The 20,741-nt window shown below is 37.7% G+C and carries 19 protein-coding genes and 1 other annotated feature; of the genes, 17 read left to right on the top strand and 2 right to left on the bottom strand.

Going from position 1 to position 20,741, the window contains the following annotated elements; all coding sequences use genetic code 11:
* The first annotated feature begins 14 nt into the window (after nucleotides 1-14).
* The 13 genes from ACIQCO_RS17400 to ACIQCO_RS17340 all read left to right on the top strand — a co-directional run bounded on the left by ACIQCO_RS17400 (nucleotide 15) and on the right by ACIQCO_RS17340 (nucleotide 15,862).
* Complete coding sequence (locus ACIQCO_RS17400; protein WP_400430609.1) at nucleotides 15-1,262, top strand: hypothetical protein; 1,248 nt, start codon at nucleotides 15-17, stop codon at nucleotides 1,260-1,262.
* 74 nt (nucleotides 1,263-1,336) lie between these two features.
* On the top strand, nucleotides 1,337-2,383 hold the full coding sequence (locus ACIQCO_RS17395) for a ketopantoate reductase family protein (protein WP_400430608.1): 1,047 nt from the start codon (nucleotides 1,337-1,339) through the stop codon (nucleotides 2,381-2,383).
* A 14-nt stretch (nucleotides 2,384-2,397) separates the two neighbouring features.
* The gene (locus ACIQCO_RS17390) at nucleotides 2,398-4,014 is read left to right on the top strand and encodes an ABC transporter substrate-binding protein (protein ID WP_400430607.1); all 1,617 of its coding nucleotides are present in this window, start codon (nucleotides 2,398-2,400) and stop codon (nucleotides 4,012-4,014) included.
* A gap of 117 nt (nucleotides 4,015-4,131) precedes the next feature.
* Nucleotides 4,132-5,886, top strand: coding sequence for a M28 family peptidase (locus ACIQCO_RS17385; RefSeq protein ID WP_400430606.1), 1,755 nt, complete (start codon nucleotides 4,132-4,134; stop codon nucleotides 5,884-5,886).
* Entirely contained in the window at nucleotides 5,883-6,428 is a 546-nt protein-coding gene (locus ACIQCO_RS17380; protein WP_400430605.1) for a GNAT family N-acetyltransferase, read from the top strand. Before ACIQCO_RS17385 ends, ACIQCO_RS17380 begins: the two co-directional genes overlap by 4 nt.
* A 209-nt stretch (nucleotides 6,429-6,637) precedes the next feature.
* Nucleotides 6,638-6,985, top strand: coding sequence for a lmo0954 family membrane protein (locus ACIQCO_RS17375; RefSeq protein WP_400430604.1), 348 nt, complete (start codon nucleotides 6,638-6,640; stop codon nucleotides 6,983-6,985).
* Nucleotides 6,986-7,005: 20 nt separating this feature from the next.
* On the top strand, nucleotides 7,006-7,644 hold the full coding sequence (locus ACIQCO_RS17370) for a PspA/IM30 family protein (protein WP_400430603.1): 639 nt from the start codon (nucleotides 7,006-7,008) through the stop codon (nucleotides 7,642-7,644).
* A gap of 160 nt (nucleotides 7,645-7,804) precedes the next feature.
* Entirely contained in the window at nucleotides 7,805-8,602 is a 798-nt protein-coding gene (locus ACIQCO_RS17365) for a DUF2935 domain-containing protein (protein ID WP_400430602.1), read from the top strand.
* Between the two features lie 352 nt (nucleotides 8,603-8,954).
* Nucleotides 8,955-9,179, top strand: a binding site (T-box leader).
* A 50-nt stretch (nucleotides 9,180-9,229) separates the two neighbouring features.
* On the top strand, nucleotides 9,230-11,149 hold the full coding sequence (thrS, locus tag ACIQCO_RS17360) for a threonine--tRNA ligase (RefSeq protein ID WP_400430601.1): 1,920 nt from the start codon (nucleotides 9,230-9,232) through the stop codon (nucleotides 11,147-11,149).
* A 389-nt stretch (nucleotides 11,150-11,538) separates the two neighbouring features.
* Nucleotides 11,539-12,267 (top strand): helix-turn-helix transcriptional regulator, encoded by a 729-nt coding sequence (locus ACIQCO_RS17355; protein ID WP_400430600.1) that lies wholly within the window; start codon nucleotides 11,539-11,541, stop codon nucleotides 12,265-12,267.
* A gap of 71 nt (nucleotides 12,268-12,338) precedes the next feature.
* A complete protein-coding gene (locus ACIQCO_RS17350; RefSeq protein WP_400430599.1) occupies nucleotides 12,339-13,562 on the top strand; it encodes a MalY/PatB family protein in 1,224 nt (407 codons plus the stop codon).
* 160 nt (nucleotides 13,563-13,722) lie between these two features.
* Nucleotides 13,723-14,103 (top strand): RidA family protein, encoded by a 381-nt coding sequence (locus ACIQCO_RS17345; RefSeq protein WP_400430598.1) that lies wholly within the window; start codon nucleotides 13,723-13,725, stop codon nucleotides 14,101-14,103.
* Between the two features lie 343 nt (nucleotides 14,104-14,446).
* The gene (locus ACIQCO_RS17340) at nucleotides 14,447-15,862 is read left to right on the top strand and encodes an amino acid permease (protein WP_400430597.1); all 1,416 of its coding nucleotides are present in this window, start codon (nucleotides 14,447-14,449) and stop codon (nucleotides 15,860-15,862) included.
* Between the two features lie 126 nt (nucleotides 15,863-15,988).
* Here the strand turns inward: ACIQCO_RS17340 and ACIQCO_RS17335 are convergent, their stop codons facing one another.
* Together ACIQCO_RS17335 and ACIQCO_RS17330 are read right to left on the bottom strand one after the other, a co-directional pair.
* Nucleotides 15,989-16,996, bottom strand: coding sequence for an HAAS signaling domain-containing protein (locus tag ACIQCO_RS17335; RefSeq protein ID WP_400430596.1), 1,008 nt, complete (start codon nucleotides 16,994-16,996; stop codon nucleotides 15,989-15,991).
* Nucleotides 16,983-17,330 carry a PadR family transcriptional regulator gene (locus ACIQCO_RS17330; protein ID WP_400430595.1) on the bottom strand — a complete coding sequence of 116 codons (348 nt, stop codon included), beginning with the start codon at nucleotides 17,328-17,330 and terminating at the stop codon, nucleotides 16,983-16,985. Before ACIQCO_RS17330 ends, ACIQCO_RS17335 begins: the two co-directional genes overlap by 14 nt.
* Nucleotides 17,331-17,602: 272 nt before the next feature.
* Here ACIQCO_RS17330 and ACIQCO_RS17325 point away from each other — a divergent pair, with 272 nt between their 5' ends.
* The 4 genes from ACIQCO_RS17325 (at nucleotide 17,603) to ACIQCO_RS17310 (ending at nucleotide 20,353) form a co-directional block, all read left to right on the top strand.
* The gene (locus tag ACIQCO_RS17325; protein WP_400430594.1) at nucleotides 17,603-18,214 is read left to right on the top strand and encodes a TetR/AcrR family transcriptional regulator; all 612 of its coding nucleotides are present in this window, start codon (nucleotides 17,603-17,605) and stop codon (nucleotides 18,212-18,214) included.
* 188 nt (nucleotides 18,215-18,402) lie between these two features.
* Nucleotides 18,403-18,546 carry a YrzI family small protein gene (locus ACIQCO_RS17320; RefSeq protein ID WP_400430593.1) on the top strand — a complete coding sequence of 48 codons (144 nt, stop codon included), beginning with the start codon at nucleotides 18,403-18,405 and terminating at the stop codon, nucleotides 18,544-18,546.
* Between the two features lie 44 nt (nucleotides 18,547-18,590).
* Nucleotides 18,591-18,701 (top strand): sigma 54-interacting transcriptional regulator, encoded by a 111-nt coding sequence (locus tag ACIQCO_RS17315; protein WP_400430592.1) that lies wholly within the window; start codon nucleotides 18,591-18,593, stop codon nucleotides 18,699-18,701.
* Between the two features lie 209 nt (nucleotides 18,702-18,910).
* A complete protein-coding gene (locus ACIQCO_RS17310; RefSeq protein WP_400430591.1) occupies nucleotides 18,911-20,353 on the top strand; it encodes an MDR family MFS transporter in 1,443 nt (480 codons plus the stop codon).
* The last annotated feature ends 388 nt before the right edge of the window (nucleotides 20,354-20,741 follow it).

Genomic DNA, 20,741 nt, shown 5'->3' with positions numbered 1-20,741 from the left:
AGGGAGAGATGAAAGTGCTAAGATGGACTGATTCACCAATAGGGGAAAAAATCGTTGATATTGTCGTTAGTTTAAATCAACAAGCGGAGAAACTCCATGGCCAAGAGGTAGCAACAGCTAGTTATAGTGATATAAAGCCCACGCTCAAAACGTTTGATGAAATTGGCCAGGCACTTGATGAAGTAGAAACGGCGATTTCGTCGATAGAAGGACATGAGGGTGAATATGTAAGGGCAATGACAAACGGGTTCCGTTACTTTGCCCGCAGCCTGCAAGGCGATGATGTTCCATATGAAAAATTGATTGCATCTATTCAGGAACTTCCGTCAACATTGATCACTGATAACCAAATGGAGCATGCCGGTGAACTGGTAGAAAAAGGGTTGACTGATTTAGGGTATAAAGGAACGTTACAGGAAAAGGCGGCTGCCTGGCGCAACGATACGGTGATTGAACCAGAGAAAGTAACAACAGTAGCCGAAAACTTTCGCGAATTAAGCAAGCAAGGGACATTAAAGCGGGTCATCGGTCTTCCGGAAGAAGATGGAATTGATTGGATTAAACCAATCCGTGGTGTTTTCTGGAGTGGTTATTCAAAATATACGGGGAACTTCCGGGGGAATTTAACCTTTAATATTGACCGTCCATGGACTGAACCTATCTTGGCCCAAATTATGACTCATGAAGGCTATCCTGGCCATCAGGCGTTTTATTGTCGTTGGGATTATTTATTCCAGCAAGGCAAGCTCCCGCTAGAAGCTTCCTATTATTTAATTAATAGCCCAACGAATGCCCTATTTGAAGGCGGACCGGAAACAGCGCTTACCTTCCTCGGCTGGGATGACGTAAACGATGATACGCCGGGTATTAATGAGGAGCAGAAACAGCAATATCTTTTAGCAAGAAATTATTTAGACTATCAGCGAATGTTCACTACTAATGCTTGTTTTATGTATAACCTTGGGAAAACAACGAAAGAAGAGACAATCGACTACATGATCAATCGGGGTGGAATCACCGAAATTGAAGCAAACAATGCATTCCGCTTCTTCTCTGACCCAGTCCAGAAAACGTATTATCCATGTTATTACTACGGCCGGTGGATGGTAGGCAATGCCTACAAGGAAACCCCTAAAGAAAAAAGAAAAGAATATTTCTCAATCCTTTATGATACACCGCACACAACCAATACCTTTATCAAGGCAATTAGTCAGTTAATTGGCAAAGAGTTCGACGCTTTTCGGACCATAAATCAATCATAATGAATGATATTACAGGTGAAGCTGGATTGGCTGTCACCTGTAATATCATTTGATAAAAGTTAGGAGGGAGCGGATTGATTACCATCATTGGTGCAGGTGCTATCGGAGGGGTTTTGGGAGCCTACCTAACGAAAGGTGGGGAAGAGGTCGTATTTTGTGACATTGAAGAAGAACATGTTGTAAAGGTTCGTGGGGAAGGGATTCGAATTGAAGGTCCTGATGAAGAATTTCAAATTAGAGTAGATGCTTACACCCCGGAAGAGTTATTAAATATTAATAAACCATTAGAATGGGTATTTATTTGCACAAAGGCTCAGCATTCTCAAGAGGCAATGGAGCAAGTATTTCCGCTTTTGAATAGTGAGACAAAGGTAGTCTCTTTTCAAAACGGACTGACAGACTTAAAAATTCCTCCTCACCTAAATGTACCCACTCCTTTATTATGTTTTGTTAATTTCTCAGCAGATTATTTAGAACCAGGTCGGATTCTATATGGGGGGGTATCCTCTGTTTCAATCGGAGAATTCGATGGAAAATGGACCAATAGACTTCTAGAATTAAAAAGTTTACTCGAAAATTGGGGGCCTGTAACAGTTACTGAAAATATTCCTGGTTACTTATGGAGCAAGCTTTCTTATGCCTCTCTCCTTTATGCGACAGCCCTTGTTGATGAAACTATGGCGGCTGTAGTCAGCAAAAAAGATTTAAGACCTACATTAATCGAGCTGTGTGCTGAGTCGCTAGAAGTAGCTCATTTGCAAGGAATAAAATTAAAGTCATTCGATGTCTGGAAACCCGAATCAATTTTCCCAAGAGAAAATCAAAATCAAGGAAAATTAGATAAGGAATGGGATTTTCTTGCTGAATGGATGTCAAAAAATAAAAAACAGAAAAGTGGAATTTGGCGTGATTTGGCCATTCGGCATCGGAGAACCGAAGTGGATTTCGACCTAAATCCAATTGTTGCTCGTGGGTGCCACCACAACCTATCGCTCCCACTGACCCAATATGTAATTAGTAGTATAAAAGAAATAGAAGTCGGCAAAAGAGAGATGAATTGGCAAAATTTATATAATTTGAAATATATCTATGAAAATAAAATAAAGCAGAATAGCCTTTGAAAGGGGATTAAAGGATGAAAAATAAAAAGTTCCGTGCCTTTTCGGTTATCCTTTTTTGTATTCTATTGGCATTAGCAGGTTGTTCGAAATATAAGGAAGAGGCAAATACGACGCCAGTTGACAAGGAGACCAATGAAAATAGTAAACCGAGCAATAAAGATGCTCTCACATTTGCTACTAACCAAGATATCCCTCACTTAGATCCACACGGAACTGCATCAAATACTTCATTTCGAGTCACATATATGCTCTATGATCGTTTAGTTACCTACGATGGAGAAACAACAGATATTAAACCAATGCTTGCAGAGACATGGGATATATCTGAGGATGGAAAGAGCTATACCTTTCATTTACGGAAGGATGCCAAATTTCATGACGGCACCCCAGTAACAGCTGAAGCAGTTAAATATTCATTTATAAGAGCAATGAAAATCGGAAAATCAGCTGCTGGACAATTTAAAGAGGTCATTGATGAAAAAAGCTTTGAAATTGCCGATGATCATACTATTACCATTAAACTTAAACACGCATTTGGTCCATTTTTGAAAACGTTAGGAACGGTATATGCAAATATCGTCAATCCAAAATTAGCCGAAAATGAAGGAAATGATTTTGGCGAGAAATATTTGTCAGATAAGGAAATGGGTTCAGGGCCGTATACACTTGAAAGTTGGAATCGAGGTCAGAAGCTTGTTTTAAAAGCTAATGAGAATTATTGGGGTGGCAAGCCTACACTTAATAAAGTAAATTTGTTAATTATCCCTGAGGCATCGACAGCACGAATTATGTTAGAAAAGGGTGAAGTAGATTTATTAGATACGACAACTTTGTCACCTGAAACGTTAGCTGAAATGGATGGGAAGAATGGGATCAAGATTTATACAGCTCCAAGTTATAAGATTGTATATGGGGACATGAACCAATCAAAACCACCATTTGACAATCCTCTTGTTAGAAAAGCAATGGTTCATAGCATCAATTATGATTCTATTATTGAAAATATATTTCTCGGCAAGGCCTTCAAAGTAAACTCGGCTGTCCCAAAAGGCATGTTTGGATTTAACGAGGATACCCCATTAAACGCATACGATCTTGAACTTGCAAAAAAATTACTAAAAGAAGCAGGTTACGAGAATAAGCTAAATTTTGAAATTTCTATTTCTCAAAATGATGAAGTATATAAAAATATGGCTGTGACCATTCAATCTGATCTAGCAAAGATAGGAGCTAAAGTTACAATCAAAGAATATGCCTGGCCAACCTATCTCGATTTAATCACGAGTGGAGGTCATAATATTTCTCTTGGAGCATGGACACCAGATTTTGCGGATCCAGATTATAATCTATGGTATCTTGCACATTCTTCAAGCAAGGGAGCTGGATTCAATACGGCTTTTTACGGTAATGAGAAGGTAGATCAACTCCTTGAAGAAGCGCGGACAATCGTCGATGAAGCGAAGCGTGAAAAAATATACCAAGAGGTCCAAAGTATCATGGCTGAAGATATTCCCTACGCTTTCATCGCACAAACAGAAGAGAGTGCGCCAGTTAAGGACTATGTAAAAGGCTACCAAATTAATCCGATGAACACATGGTATGTTCCCTTTCATAAAATGTCAAAAGAATAGTATTTTCCTATAATGAGTTTTATTAGGGTCTGGCCTCTTAAAAAACGAGGTCAGACACTTGTTTATTCATCTTAGATCTGACGATAAATATATAGATGAAAAAGTGAGGTAAGATAAATGAGTAGCGGATTAAGTCCAATTGAATACGAAATCACTAGCGAAATCGACAGCAATCAGTTGATGGAATTTAACAGGGAAATTGCAAAGGAAGTGAGGTTATCCGGTTCTGCGGAAGAACTTCGAGCCTTTGAATATGCGAAGCGCACGCTGGAAAGCTTTGGGCTATCAACGAAACTTACCTTTCACGATGCCTATATTAGTATTCCAGGACCTGCAAGATTAGTAGCAGGAAACCAAGAAATCGCATGTATTACCCATTCGATGGCACCAAGTACCGATGTTGACGGATTGAAAGGAACGGCAGTCTATATCGGTGAATTTTCTGAGGAAAAGCTTAAGCTTGTAGATGGACGGATTGCAGTTGTCGAGAGTATTGCCCTGCCTGAAATTCTACTACAATTGGAAGCTTCAAAGGCAATCGGTGCAATATTTATTAATGGACCGTACACACATGAAATGATAGTCTCCACAGTTTGGGGAAGTCCATCCGAAGAAAACATCGATTCCATTCCGAAAATCCCTGTTATATCGATAAATAATGAAAATGGAACAACACTTAAATCCCTGATTAATCAAGGTGAAAACAATGTTGAAATTTATGCAAGGGTTGATACAAAATGGATTAAAACCCCAACATTAACAGCGGAAATCCGAGGTAATGAAGAAGCGGATCATTTTGTGTTGTTCAGTGGACATATAGATTCCTGGCATTATGGTGCAATGGATAATGGTTCCGCTAATGCCACAATGATCGAAGCAGCCAGAGTACTTAGCAAATTTCAAAAAAATATGAAAAGATCATTACGGTTTGCTTTTTGGTCAGGACACTCACACGGCAGATATTCAGGTTCGCAAAATTACTGTGACAGCCATTGGGAAGAAATCCATGAAAATTGTGTCATGCATTTTTATGTTGATTCTGTTGGCGGGAAAGGGGCAACCATCCTGAGTGAAAGCAATTGTATGGCTGAAACAAAGGAAATTGCAGCTGAGTATGTATGGAAAATAGCTGAACAAACATTCATCGGAAGCCGATACGGCAGATATGCAGACCAATCCTTTTGGGGAGCGGGTGTTCCATCTTTGTTTATGGGGATGAGCGAACAACCTATTTCAGACGATCCAAATTCCAAAATGGTTTTTGAACTCTTTAAAGGGCAAAAAGCTGGAGGTTTTGGGTGGTGGTGGCATACGGTTGAAGATACCATTGATAAAATTGACCCAGTCAATTTAAAACGCGACTGTGAAATTTACGCACTTTCTATTTACAAGGTCTTGACGGAACCAATCGTACCTATCAATCAGGTCGCAGCAGTTAAGGAATTGAAAAAGCTGGTGGGTGAATATTGGGCAATTTCTAGTGGTCATATTGATTTAGACCTAACCCAAAACCGCTTATGTCATTTAGAAACCTTACTTAAAGAAATTTATCAACACAAAACGATGGACACCTTACAAAAAGAAGATTTGAAAGAGCTAAACCAAGGTTTGATCCAGATATCACGCATTTTAGTACCACTTAATTATGTGGAAAATGATATTTTCGATCATGATCCTGCCAATAAATCGTGCCCAATTCCTGCGCTATCTTCTATCAGAAAAATGTCGGAGGTTGAAAAAAATAGTCATGAATTCCACCTCATTCAGACTTCCTTAAGGAGAAAAATCAATAAGGTGAACTATTCTTTGAAACGAGCCATTGATCAAACGGAAGCGTTACGACTATTAGTAAAGGAGGTTCAAATAAAATGATCGAGTTACAATTTTTTGAAAAAGAAGATTTTCAGCAGCTTATGTCGTGGATTGATAGCCAGGACTTTCTTGTTCAATGGGCCGGTACTAGTATGGAATTTCCTTTAGATGAACAACAGCTGGAGCACTATTTACGAATGTCCAATTCCGAAAACGCAGACAATTTAGCTTATAAAGTAATTCTTGTGGAGTCAGGCGAAACAATTGGCCACATTTCTTTAGGAACTATTAATCGGAAAAATGGAACGGCACGAATGTGCAGGGTGTTAATCGGGGATAAGAGCTTGCAAGGAAAAGGTATTGGAAGATTGATGGTCCTTGCCCTTTTAAAGATAGCATTTGAACAATTGAATCTGCATAAAGTAAGCTTAGCCGTATATGATTTCAACGAAGCGGCTGTCAACTTATATAAAAAGATCGGGTTCAAAACCGAAGGATTCATTAGGGAAGCCAGCAAAGTTGGCAATGCCCATTGGAGCTATTTTGAAATGAGTATGTTGAACAGAGAATGGCAGGCATTAAATAATTTAGATGCCAAATAGTGTGGGAAAAAAGACATCTTGATTTGAACATTAATTAAGGACTAACCAGTCGAGGTTAGTCCTTTTTCCTTGCTTGATTTGATAGTCCCACATCACCTAAGTCTTAAGTCCGATAGATAAATCAAGCTCAAGCGCAATTATGAAACATGTAGAAAAAAGGTAAGATGAAATCAAGATAAAGGATTTGTTAAATATAGGAGGAAAATAAAATGAAAAAATTTGCGTTACTTTTCGCAGGTGGCCTTGCCGCCATTATTTTACTTAATACAATTGGCCCGATGGTTGGATTACTGGTTAGTCTAGCGATTCTATACTTTATCTTTAAACAGTTCTTAAAGACGGAATCAACAGGCTGGAAAATCGGGTTAATCATAATCGGCTTAATGGTGCTTTCATCAACAATTCACCATTTACCAGCTCTAATTGGAGTGGGGGCCGCATATGTGCTCTGGCTTGTTTATAAAAATTGGAATCAAAACAAAAATACGGCAGCAAAAAATGAATCAGATCCATTCGTTAGTTTTGAAAAGCAATGGAATGAATTAAAAAAATACTAGAATTAAAGGAGAAGATAAACATGGGAAACTTATTTTCAAGAATAAAAGATGTTATCGTCGCTGATTTAAACGAAACTCTTAACAAAAAGGAAAAAGAAAATCCAATTGCTTTGCTTAATGAATATCTCCGTCAATGTGAGCAGGAAACTGTGAAGGTGGGCAAATTGGTTGAACGTCAATCTCAATTAAAGAATGAATTCAAGGGAGAGTATAGCCAGGCGATGGAATTAGCCGAAAAAAGAAAGTACCAAGCGGAAGTTGCTTTAAAAGCAGGAGAAGAAGAGCTCTGCCAGTTTGCAACAGCTGAGCACCAACAATATTCAGAGCGGGCGAAGCGCCTTAATGCTTCACTTGCATCAGTATCCAAGCAGCTACTAGAATTAGAAAGAAAACATGAAGAAATGAATCGGAAATTAAAGGATATGCAGCTACGCCGAATGGAATTAATGGGAAGAGAAAACATAACTCGGGCTAACATCGGAATGAACCAGATTTTAGGATCAGATTCTTACTCTAATCAATCTAACTTAAAGTTCAAGGACATAGAAACCTACTTAGACCGCCTTGAGCAGAAGGTGACAAGTTACTTCAAAGGCAATACAATTGATGCTCAGGTAGCACAGTTAGAAAAAGAGATGGAAACTAAGGAAAACAAATAATCAAACTTAATAAAAGAGTAAACTCATGACATTGAGGTCAGACCCACGACGTGCTAACGATTTAGCGCTGGGGGTCTGACTCTTTTTTCGATTCATAAGAAATAGTAAAGCAGAATAAACATCAAACTAGTATGGCTATTTTTTACTGGGAGGAAAACACATGAATGATGTCTTTGAGAGGACAGCAAGATTTGAACATCGTTTTTGGCTTCAAATATTAGGTGACCATTCTCGGTTTATTTATGAAGCTTTAGCCCCCGTTCAAATGGCTGAAATTGAACAAGCCGCAAATTTTATTCAGGTTTTTGATACACTTCTTGAGCATGCAAATTCAACTGATTTGATGCAATTAACAGCCCAGGCTGAAACAGAGGCGATTAAATTACGGGAATTTAAATTTGAATTAATAAGAAAACACCTTATTGGAAAAATCAAAATCCACCTTTCACCCACCTTTGTTAATCATATGGTAAATGAATTAGAAGAATATCTAAGAATTTTAACCCACTTAAAAGCCAGGCAAGTCCCACCTGTTTACCATGAATTACATCATCATCTTTTATGGTTATTAGATGCAGCAGGTCATTCAGAGGCGATTTCCACCAACTTAGACGGCGTTGAAAAGAAATTAAAGGAGCAAAGTAGCTCATTTAAGAAGAATTTTGACGATTTTTATCTAAAAGCTGTAGAGCTAGCGGGATATTTAAGAACCAATTTGACCACGTTTCCTGCACTGTCAAAAATGAATGTAGACACCCTGTTAGAAATAAAGTTATTTCAAAACTTTTTACAGGAACTAGAAGAACTGAAACTGAACAATCAAGCATTAGGAACATTTGCACCGTTAATGGCGGATCATATGTTACGTGAAGAATGTTATTACATTATGAAATTAGCAGAATCTGCAAATCTTGAGACACCAAACTGTGATCCTACTAAACCTCGGATTAAGGAATGAAAAAAAAGATTACTTAAAGTATGAAAATTGGTTGTTGCTATTTATGGAAATTTATTGTATTATGAAGCAAATCTAAATGTATTTTTTATTTTATTAAAAGCAATGATGAGGACATGAGCTACTTTTAATGGTTTCCAGAGAGGGAAGAGAACGCTGAAATCTTCCTAATGCAAGAAAGTATCTTACCACCTCCTGAGCTGTATTGGGGAAAATAAGTATCCATTAACCGTCGATGCTACGTTACAGCACCAAAGCCATAAGTTTTTTCTTATGGGAAATTGGGTGGAACCACGAGTAAACGCACTCGTCCCTTGTTACAGGGATGAGTGCGTTTTTATTTTTTTACAAAATAATAAAAGCTATGAAAAGGACATGAATTATTTTTTCGGTTTACAGAGAGGGAAGGAGAGCTGCGATCTTCCTAACTTAGAAAAATAATTTACCGCCTTGAAGCTGTATTGGGGAACTAAAGTATCCAATATCGTCTAATGCTGCGTTACAGCACCAAAGCCATAAGTTTTCAGTTTCTTATGGGAAATTGGGTGGAACCACGGGTTTAAACACGCTCGTCCCTTGCTATAGGGATGAGCGTGTTTTTTTTTTATTATTTTAAAGGAGGAATATAGTATGAGTGAAAAATGGATGAACATTCAATTTCCAGACGGAAAAATTATGGAGTTTCCAAAAGGCACTACAGTGGAAGCAGTTGCCGAATCGATTAGCACAAATTTACGAAAAAATGCAGTGGTTGGGAAATTTGATGAACTACTGGTAGATTTAAGCTTCAAGCTAGAAGAGGATGGCGAACTCGCTATTTTTACTCAAGAATCAGAAGAAGGATTGCATGTCTTAAGGCATACATCAGCACATGTATTGGCACAAGCCGTGAAAAGGCGCTTTGATAACGTGGAATTAGGTATCGGCCCTGTCATTGAAGACGGATTCTACTATGATTTGAAATTAGAACATAGTTTGACATCCGATGATTTACGATCGATTGAAAAAGAAATGGAAAATATCATCCACGAGAATTTAGAAATAAAGCGAATGGAAGTAACATATGAAGAGGCTAAAAAGCTATTTGAAGAAAAAGGCGAGCCCTATAAGCTAGAACTATTAAATGACATCCAGAAAGATGAAAAAATAACTCTGTATCAACAAGGAGAATTTATCGACCTTTGCCGCGGGCCGCACCTTCCATCGACTGGTTACATTAAAGCATTTAAATTAACTCGGGTTTCAGGGGCTTATTGGCGAGGAGACAGTCAAAACGAGGTCCTTCAACGAGTATATGGAGTTGCCTTTCAAAAGAAAAAAGATCTCCAGGAATATTTACATTTCTTAGAAGAAGCAGCCAAACGTGATCATCGGAAGTTAGGAAAACAATTGGAGTTATTCATGTTTTCAGAGGAAGCACCGGGAATGCCATTTTATTTACCGAAAGGACAAATTGTCCGCAATGAGCTGGAAAATTTTTCACGTGCACTTCAAAGTGAGGCAAATTATGAAGAGGTTCGCACACCGTTTATGATGAACCAACGCTTATGGGAGGAGTCGGGTCATTGGGACCATTATCATGAAAATATGTATTTTTCCGATGTCGACGAGACAAAATTTGCGATGAAACCAATGAATTGCCCTGGCCATATGCTAGTATTTAAAAACAGCTTATACTCCTATCGAGATTTACCTATTCGGATGGCAGAGTTCGGTCAAGTACATCGTCATGAATCCAGCGGTGCCTTAAATGGAATGTTTCGGGTTCGGACATTTTGTCAGGATGATGCACATATCTTTGTTCGTGAAGATCAAATTGAAAGTGAAATTAAACAGGTGTTTTCGCTCATTGACCAAGTGTATCGCACTTTTGGTTTCGAATATTCGGTGGAGCTTTCGACTCGTCCCGAGAAATCTTTAGGGGATGACAGCATTTGGGACATCTCTGAAGGAGCATTAAAGAATGTCCTTGAAAGGTTAGAAATTAATTATCACTTAAACGAAGGGGACGGGGCATTTTACGGACCAAAAATTGATTTTCATATTAAAGATGCACTAAAACGGAGCCATCAATGTGCGACAATCCAACTTGATTTTCAAATGCCGGAAAAATTTGATTTGACTTATATCAATGAAAAGAATGAAAAGGTTCGTCCTGTTGTCATTCATCGGGCTATATATGGATCCATTGATCGGTTTTTTGGCATATTAATCGAGCATTTTGCCGGTGCCTTTCCTGTTTGGCTTGCACCGGTCCAAGTACAAATCATCCCTGTCTCTCCTGTTCATTTAGACTACTGTTTAAAGGTTCAGGCGGAGCTGAAACAATCAGGCGTAAGAGTGAAAATTGATCAAAGCAATGAAAAGCTGGGCTATAAAATAAGAGAAGCCCAGATGCAAAAGATTCCATACATGCTGGTTCTGGGGGATCGTGAAGTCAATGAAGAGGCAGTGAATGTTAGAAAGTATGGGGCTCAACAATCAGAAAGTACTTCGCTCAATAGTTTTATCAAAAAAATTAAAAACCAAATCAAAGAACGTAGTTTGTAAGCAGGTAATAGACAAATGACCTCGTATAACAAGAAAGACATTGGGACCTCTGACGTGCTAACGCTTTAGCACGCTGGGGGTCCCCCTTTTTTAGAGAAGGATTATTCACAATATGATAAATATTATAAAAATTTAAAAAATATATTGAAAACGGTTTCAATTGATGTATAATAAAATTCATAACACATTAATAATAAATTATTACAACGATAATTTATTATCCAAATGATAAAAATTTTATTATCAAGTTAATCAAATGAGGATCGAATTTGACTAGCTCCAAAGGAATTTGTCAATTACTAGTTTGGTCTGAGTAAAGGTTAAACTCCTATTTTGGCGTAGATTAATCAATGTTACTGAAATAGATTACAAGGAGGTGGATTATCAAAATGAGAAATAACATTCCTTCTCAATTACAACCATACATTCCATTGGTTGAATTTTTGGGAAGTGTTATGGGGAACCAATGCGAAGTGGTTCTACATAATGTGAGAAATATTGAAAATTCTATTGTGGCAATTAAGAATGGCCATATAAGCAACAGAAAGATTGGAGGATCACTAACCGATTTAGCCTTAAAAATATTAAAAAATAAATCATACGTCGAAAAAGATTACCTTATCAATTACTCTGGAAAAACGCAAGATGGGAAGATTGTACGCTCATCCACGTACTTCATTAAAGATGAAATTGGGAATGTCGTCGGAATGCTTTGCTTTAACATGGATCTTAGCATTATGGTTGAAACTAGGAATCTCTTGGACAGCTTAATCAATGCTACACACAAGGTCCCGTCAAATGGTTTAGACCTAAATGGGAAAACCCCATCTGATATCGGAAACCCGATTGAAGATCTTCATACATCAATCGAAGATCTCACTACATCCATTATTTTAAATACCCTTTCAGAAGCAAACATTCCTCCAGATAGGATGTCTGCTGATGAAAAAATCGAGATCGTTAAACAGTTGAATGAAAAAGGTGTGTTTTTGATAAAGGGGGCTGTATCAGAAGTTTCCGTGCACTTGAAAACATCAGAAGCGACAGTATATAGGTATTTAAATAAAATTGATACAAAGCAACAAAATGATAGAGTTTCTACTGAATTGCCGCTTTGATCTTGAAACCAATCCCTATTAAGCGGCAATTATGTATTTAAGTTCATAAAAAAATGAAAGGTGGATTCCGCATGAAATATAATTTTGATGGAGTAGTCAATCGAAAAGGGACCTATTCCTTAAAATGGGATGGTGGAAACTTAATTAAAGAATTTGGTATTACGAAAAGATATGATGAAGAGACCTTACCATTATTTACAGCGGACATGGATTTACCCGTCCCACAACCGTTGATTGACGCATTACATAAAACTGTCGATCATAAGATATTCGGTTATTCCGTATTTCCAGACGAGTATTATGAGGCCATTCAACATTGGTTTAGCAAGAGGTATGATTGGTATATCAAGAAGGAGGAAATCATATATAGTCCAGGTACTGTCCATGCTTTAAATATTGCAGTAAGGGCATTCACAGATCCAGGAGACGGGATTATTATTCAACGTCCAGTTTATCCACCATTTACAGCAGCTATTGAAAATAACCGAAGACAAGTGATTAATAATGCACTTACATGTGATGAAGACGGTTATTATACTATTGATTTCGAAGATTTTGAAGCGAAAGCAAAAGATGAAAAGACAAAGATGTTCATTCTCTGTAATCCTCATAATCCAACTGGAAGAGTATTTAATATGGAAGAACTTCAAAAATTATCTGAAATTTGCGAAAGAAACAATGTACTTATCATTGCAGATGAAATTCATGGAGATTTAGTTAGACGTAATCAAACATTTATTCCAATAGCAAAAGCAACGGGTAATGATAGTCATATTGTAACTTGTACAGCAATCAATAAAACCTTTAATGTAGCAGGACTTCATTGCACGAACGTAATCATCGTAAATCCGGAGCTAAGGAAAAAATTCAATGAGACTCTAGGTATGCAATTAGGTTCGCCTTTCACGATTGCTGCACTTATATCAGTCTACAATGAGGGGGAAGATTGGCTAGACCAATTAAAAGAATATATTGATGGCACAATGGAATGGGTAGTAAGTTTCTTGGCAGAGAGGATGCCTCACGTAAAAGTAAGAATTCCTGAAGGGACTTATGTCATGTGGATGGACTTTAGTGCTTATGGCCTCTCACCGGAGGAAGTTCATGATCGAATATATAACAAAGCGAATGTAATACTAGAAGATGGAAATATGTTTGGAGAAGAAGGATTAAAGTACCAGAGAATTTGCATCCCATCCCCTAGACCAATCATTAAAGAAGCATTTGAAAGAATCGCAAGAGAATTTGAAGACATGCATGTAAATGCATCTAAAATAAAAAAGGCAGCGAAGTAAAAACAGCAAAAGTTGTAATACAGGTTACCTTTAAAAAATTGTGAGTGCCGAAATAGCTATCGATATGGTTATATACGGCACTTCAATCAAATTTTATCTAGAAAACTACTTTTTTGCGAAAAAGAGTCAGAATTTTTAAAAAATTAAAGGAGAAGTAAACATGAATACCATTTATACAAATGCAGCACCAGAAGCAATAGGTCCGTATTCTCAGGCAATAGAAGTAGGCGAATTCCTATTTACATCTGGTCAAATCCCAGTTAACCCTCTAACTAATGAAGTGGTGAAAGGAGGGATTCATGAACAAACAGAACAGGTGATGGAGAATTTAGGAAATTTATTAAAAGAAAATCAAAAAGATTTTACCCATGTCGTAAAAACTACATGTTTCTTGAGAGATATGGCAGATTTTCCAGCATTCAATGAAATATATGGAAAATACTTCATGGATCATAAGCCGGCACGTTCGACGGTTGCAGTACTTGATTTACCAAAGAATGTATTAGTAGAAGTGGAATTAATTGCTTTAAAAAGTAAATAATCGAATGAATTTTATCCAACCATTCGATTATTTGCCAAGGATTTTACAATTGAAAAGGAGTACCTCCCAAATATCAATATGAGTAAGTGGCCAAACAAACTCTAATATCTTGAGGAAGACTCCCTATGCCTATTATAGGTTAAGGCAGCCTTTTTTACAAAATTTATACGATTGGGACAAACCTCACTTTTTTAAGGAACATTTCTCTACCAAATATGGACTAGACATTATTATTTATAAAGGTCCACAGGGAAATAGTGATTTTAACAGCTTTTATTGCCGATAGAGAAGCAATTACTGAAATGAATATCGTTGATTTAATGAGATTACTAGGGGGTAAACTATGAAAGCTAAAAATACTAATCATAACGTTGAAACGGAAGGCTTAAGCCGCAGTTTGAAAAACCGCCATATCCAAATGATTGCGATCGGCGGGGCAATTGGCGTTGGTCTCTTTTATGGAGCTGCTGGAGCGATCCATTCGGCTGGACCATCCATAATACTAGCTTATCTAGCTGTTGGAGTAGCCATCTATTTAATCATGAGGGCTTTAGGGGAGATGGCAGTTGAAAATCCAGTATCCGGATCATATGTTACATATGCCAGCCAGTATATTTCACCGTTCGCTGGATTTTACTTAGGATGGAATGCTTTATTAGGTATGGTGGCTGGTGGAGCAGCGGAATATGCCGCCATCGGTCATTATATTCAGTTTTGGCTTCCAGATTTCCCCGTCTGGGTTTCTGCGCTCTTTGTTCTTTGCTTGGTCATTTTAATTAATGTCGTGACGGTAAAGGCTTATGGTGAGATTGAGTTCTGGCTTTCACTTGTTAAAGTTGTTGCAATCATTGGTATGATTATTCTTGGTGGAGCGATGATTTTGTTTGGTATTGGCAATGGTGGGGATGCTGTTGGATTTAGTAATCTTACGAATAATGGCGGCCTCTTCCCGATGGGTATTAATGGCTGGATATTGTCGCTAGTATTAGTAGCTTTCGCATTTGGCGGCGTAGAATTGGTTGGTATAGCTGCTGCAGAAACAGGAGATGTGAAGAAAACAATCCCACAGGCCATCAATGGGGTATTTTGGAGAATTCTAATCTTTTATGTCGGGGCAATCACGATTATGGTCTCGCTCTTTGATTGGGAGACGATTGGTGCGAATGGTAGTCCATTTGTAACCGTTTTCTCAAAAATGGGTATACCTGGAGCTGCGTCTATTATTAACTTAGTTATCATATCAGCAGCGGTTTCCGCTTTAAATAGTGGTATTTATTCTGTAACTCGTGTTCTTTATAGTTTATCCTTACAAGGTAAGGCACCTCGTTTTTTAAGTAAACTAAATAAAAGTAAAGTACCTTTTATTAGTCTCCTTATTGTAATTGCTTCTCAGTTGCTTGGTGTTTTAATGAACTACATTATGCCTGCTAGTGCTTTCAGCGTCTTTTCTACAATCGTTGTAGTTGGACTAGTTTCCAACTGGCTTGCCATACTCTTTAGCCAGTTGAAATTCAGAAAAATCAAGATAGCTAATGGTGAGGCAGATAAACTCTCTTACAAAATGCCTTTTTGGCCGTACTCAAGTTATTTTGCGATCGCCTTTATGATTTCCATCATCATTATTATGGCGTTTCTACCTTTTACTAGAGTGGCTCTCTATGTTGCTCCAGTCTGGACAATCATACTGTTTATTTCATACAAAATGAGAAATAGTAGAGTAAAAGATGCAGAGAATATTCAAGAAAAATTAGCTCAATAAAGGACAAGGGGAAAAAGCGTATAGGTTAAATGAACCTATACGCCTTTTCTGTCCATTATTCCTGTACCAATCGGACAAGCATATGTGCCAGTTTGTGCTGTTCTTCCTCGGTTTTTCTTAGTATTATCAAACTCTTGCTTTACGATAACTCTGGAATATTTCAATTATTATGGAGACAATGAAGGACGCTGCGATGATCTTCCAGATCCATTCCGAGGAATAAGCTACAGTTGATGAGGTAGTTTCAAACAATTGCGCCATATAGGGAATGATTTCTTCGTTAAGTAAATTTGGATTGCTGGCGATGACAATAACAGTTATCGCGCTTAATAAACGAATAATCGCATTCATAATGACAAGCTTCATTGTCCATTTTGCTGCAGTCCCTTTATAAACGATCAAACTTACTTCCAAAACGATTAAAATCACCATGATAGGCCAGTAGGACAACAAGGTATCGTGATTAAACAAAGGCATAACGAATTGCAAACCGTTACCATCAATCGATCGATAAATGCCAACAAGATGGTCAGCATAGAAATATGCAATGGCCCAAATAGCTATCCAGATGAAGCCGAAAATAACATCGCCTTTTGATATTGCTTTTTTCTTGGGAATGATTTCGACATTCTTTAGATCTTCTGCCGTCCATCTATCATATTTCTTTTTATGTTGCAGGTCAGAGTTTGATAAGCCAACTCTCTCAAAGACAGCAAATACAATCGTGAACCAAAAGAACACTTGAATGAGCACATTTATCACATTGCCGATTATATTCCCAAAGGAGTTAATGACTGCAGAAAGAATAGCTTCTTTACCTTCAAAAGATACAATACTCTCGAAAGTATGGATGGAGATTGTAATCAAAATAGCCCATGGTATAACCCTTTTCATTGTAAGAATGTAAATATCATATTGATTCGGTCCAATTAAATACATAGGTGTATCACGATAACTTGCAGCGAGCACTGCCGGATCACCAAGTTTGGAAAGTGCCTCCTTCACATCTACTTCCGTATAATTTTCCGGGAGCATATCCTCGATGGTAGACTTAAGCTCCAGAGCGATATCATCCCGTGTCTTAATAGGAAGCCTTTTTGTTACTTCATACACATAAACCTCAATCAGATTCAATGTCTTCATCTCCTTGTAATAATGATTTTAGTTCCAGTGTCATCTTTTTCCATTCATCCTTTAATTGCTTGTAAACTTCAATTCCGTAGTCACTTAATACATAAAACTTCCGCGGTCTGCTCTCGGTTGTGTCCCAGCTGCTCGTTACGAGTTCCTGTTTCTCTAATCGTCGCAACAGAGGATACAATGTACTTTGCTCAATGGCCACACCGGCATTTTCAAGCTGCTGTACGAGTGAATAGCCATATTGGGGCGTACGTAATTGACTTAAAACGGCCAAAGTGAGCATTCCTCTTCTTAGTTCCGTCGAGAAAGTATCCAACAAAGAACCCATGCGTTCATCACCTCATTCATTTATACTGTATGTCGTACACTATTATGACTAAAATAACAATGCACAACGCATCTTATTCAAATTTTATAAAATTGATTAGGTTTTATAACTAAAAAACCCCTTAATTTGAAAAAATTAAGGGGACAGGGTTTATTCTTTTTTAATCTTCCAGCCTTATTGTTTCTTAATTTTAAAACTTCATTATAATAAATAGGGAATCTATGTTTTATTAACTTTAGACCTTATTATTATTCGGGGAAGGAGTAACAAATATGCCGCCAATTGTTTCAGAATCGCATAAAGAAAAGAAAAGGAAGGAGATTTTGGATAGTGCATTAGTATGTTTCGCCAAGAAAGGCCTTCAAGCTGCAACTATGGATGATATCGTTGAGCATTCGGGGATAAGCAAAGGGGCCATTTACAATTATTTTAAAAGTAAAGATGAAATATACCTCGAATTAATGGACACAGATACGCAAGAAACGTATGAAAATTTAGCTAAAGGTCTTTTATCGTGTAAAAATAACTTGGAAAAAATAACTTACTTATTCGACGTTTACTTAAATGTGGATTTATCGAAAGATGAGTCTAAAGGGAGATTTATTGTTCATAATGAATTTAAACTTCATGCATCCAGGTACAAGGAATTAGCTGACAAATTAACTGACCGGAGAATTGAGTATCTTGTCAAACTGTTTGCTGGTATTATAACCGAAGGACAGGAAACAGGAGAAATAAAACAGGGTCTTAATCCAGAAATAATGGCAGATTTATTTTGGGCAATGATTAGCGGTGTCACTTTACAAACGATTTACAGGGATTATCCATATAATCAAGTGTTAACTGAAATGAAACAAATGTTTATTAATACAGTTAAAGCTTAAATTTTTGAGAGGCAGGCGTCCATGCAGGCCTCTTATTACATGGTAAATATTTTTGAAAACAGGTCTGTTTTATATTGACAATTATTTAAGACGGACAATATAATGAAATAAACTGACTGGTCGTTTTATTAAGTTTGGTTTATAACTGATTTTATTTAACCGCCCATAGGGTCAAGGAGGGATGGTAAATGACCATCAATATTTTATTCCTATCAGTAACAGTAAAAATGAGAAAGATTAATCCAGAAGAAGCTGCCCATCGAAATGAAGTTGAAAAACTCTATCAAAAAAATAGAGATCAACAAATTTCAATCCGGCGGTTAATGAGATAAAAATCTTTGTTGAGGAGAAAACCCGAGATTTACAGTATAGTGGATTGATTCATAGCGTAAGTGAGCGGAAGGGAAAACCGTTTGTCACAATTAATTGTGCAGCTATTCCTAAGGATTTGCTTGAAAACGAAAATAGAATTTCTTCGACTTTTTAAGAAGGCGCATTGGCGCCTTCATTTTTATTATTGATAATTTTTTAAAAGAAAATAATAAAGTATGGGAAGACAGTGGTAACTTATAGGAAAATCCTAATTTTAAGATGAAGGTTCTACGCTTTCCTAAAACGTTTTAGTGGAATTCATTAGGAAAAGAAGGTAATCTGTAACAGTGTTATTTTACTTTTTATAGCAGGGGAGTTGGATAAATGGAGAAATCAGGCAATAAACAGTCAATGATTGTGGGACTGTTGCTGGCGGGAACATTTATAGCCATTTTGAATCAAACACTGATGATTACAGCAATACCTCCAATTATGGATGAAATGAACATTACCGCAAATAGTGCGCAATGGCTAACGACCGTCTTTATGCTGGTGAATGGAATCATGATCCCCATCAGTGCCTTTTTATTAGAACGATTTACCACGAGGCAGTTGTTTATCTCGGCGATGAGTATTTTTGTAGTTGGAACCGTTGTGTGCGGGTTTGCTCCTAATTTTGCAATTCTCCTTTTAGGCAGGGTCATTCAGTCGATTGGTGCAGGAGTGATGCTGCCATTAATGACCACCGTATTTTTACTAATCTTTCCAATCAATAAGCGCGGTGCAGCAATGGGGCTTGTTGGTCTTGTGATTTCCTTCGCACCGGCCATTGGGCCAGCACTATCCGGATGGGTTACATCGCATTTTTCATGGAGAGTGTTATTTTTTATTATTTTACCAATTGCGCTTATCGATATCATTGTAGCATTCCTTTTCTTAAAAAATGTAACAGAGGTTTCCAGACCAAAAGTGGATGTCCTATCGATTCTGTTATCTTCATTTGGGTTTGGCGGGCTTCTATATGGATTTACTTGTGCAGGAAATTATGGTTGGACCCATACAGCAACCCTTCTTTCACTCCTAATTGGCGGCGTTTCATTGCTGGTCTTTATTTTCCGTCAATTACGATTAAAACACCCCATGCTGGAATTCCGTGTTTTTAGCTTTTCGATTTTCCCGTTCGCCATTATCATTGGAATGATTGGCTTTATGGGCTTAATTGGAGCTGAGACGATTATCCCGCTGTTTATGCAGCGAATGAGGGGATTTTCCGCCTTTGACGCGGGTCTTGCTTTATTGCCTGGTGCGCTGATAAGCGGCTTCATGTCACCGATTGTAGGGAGAATCTTTGATAAAATCGGTGCGAGATGGCTTGTGATGATTGGCTTAACAATCATGACAGCAGCTTCCTTTGCGTTTACTAATCTAAGTCCAGCGACAACAATGACCTATATTACGGTCCTTTATGGAATTCGAATGTTTGGTCTCTCGATGGTCATGATGCCTGTCGCAACAGCTGCCTTGAACCAGTTACCAAAACGATTAATTCCCCATGGAGCGGCTATGGATAATACGATGAAAATGATCGCAGCTTCGGTAGGAACCGCCATCCTTGTTACAGTGATGACAACAACAGCCGAAGCAGGTAAACAGAGGCCAGATATTGCCTATCCGGATATCCACGGAGCGAATATCGCCTTTATGGTAGTTTCCGTCCTTTCCTTAATTGGACTAATCCTCTCCTTTTTCATTAAGCATAACCAGCAGGCTGAGGGTGAGAAGGATGGAAAAAAGCAAAGAAACGTTCGGGTGAAACTCCAGGAGTAATGGCTGAGGTCGACAATTTACAATAGAAAAGTGGTGCCTGTCCCTTCGTTGTTGACCTTATGCTCCATTTCTGATTAAGGAACAAATTGAACAACTTATGAATTGGTATGGACAAGAAACAAAATAATTTTAACAGTATAAAAATGCCTGGATAGCATTTTTATACTGTTATTTAGTTTTAGGCTCTGTTATTTTTCATTGTTGATTTTCGCGTAGGTATGAGCATTCATAAGCGGAGGATTTCCGGCTAATGTCTATAGAGGAAGCTTAAGAAGCCGATATAAGCGGAGATATGAGACTGTCGATTAACTCATAAAAACCTCCTTTTTCACAAACTTTTTCTAAATTCTTTCTTTTACTCATCACTTCACTCCATATGTACGGTAAA

This window comes from Neobacillus sp. NPDC093127, assembly GCF_044754175.1.
In the GTDB taxonomy this organism is placed as follows: domain Bacteria; phylum Bacillota; class Bacilli; order Bacillales; family Cytobacillaceae; genus Neobacillus.
Note: the sequence above shows the minus strand (reverse complement) of the source record. Positions and strands in the feature narration are given on the sequence as shown.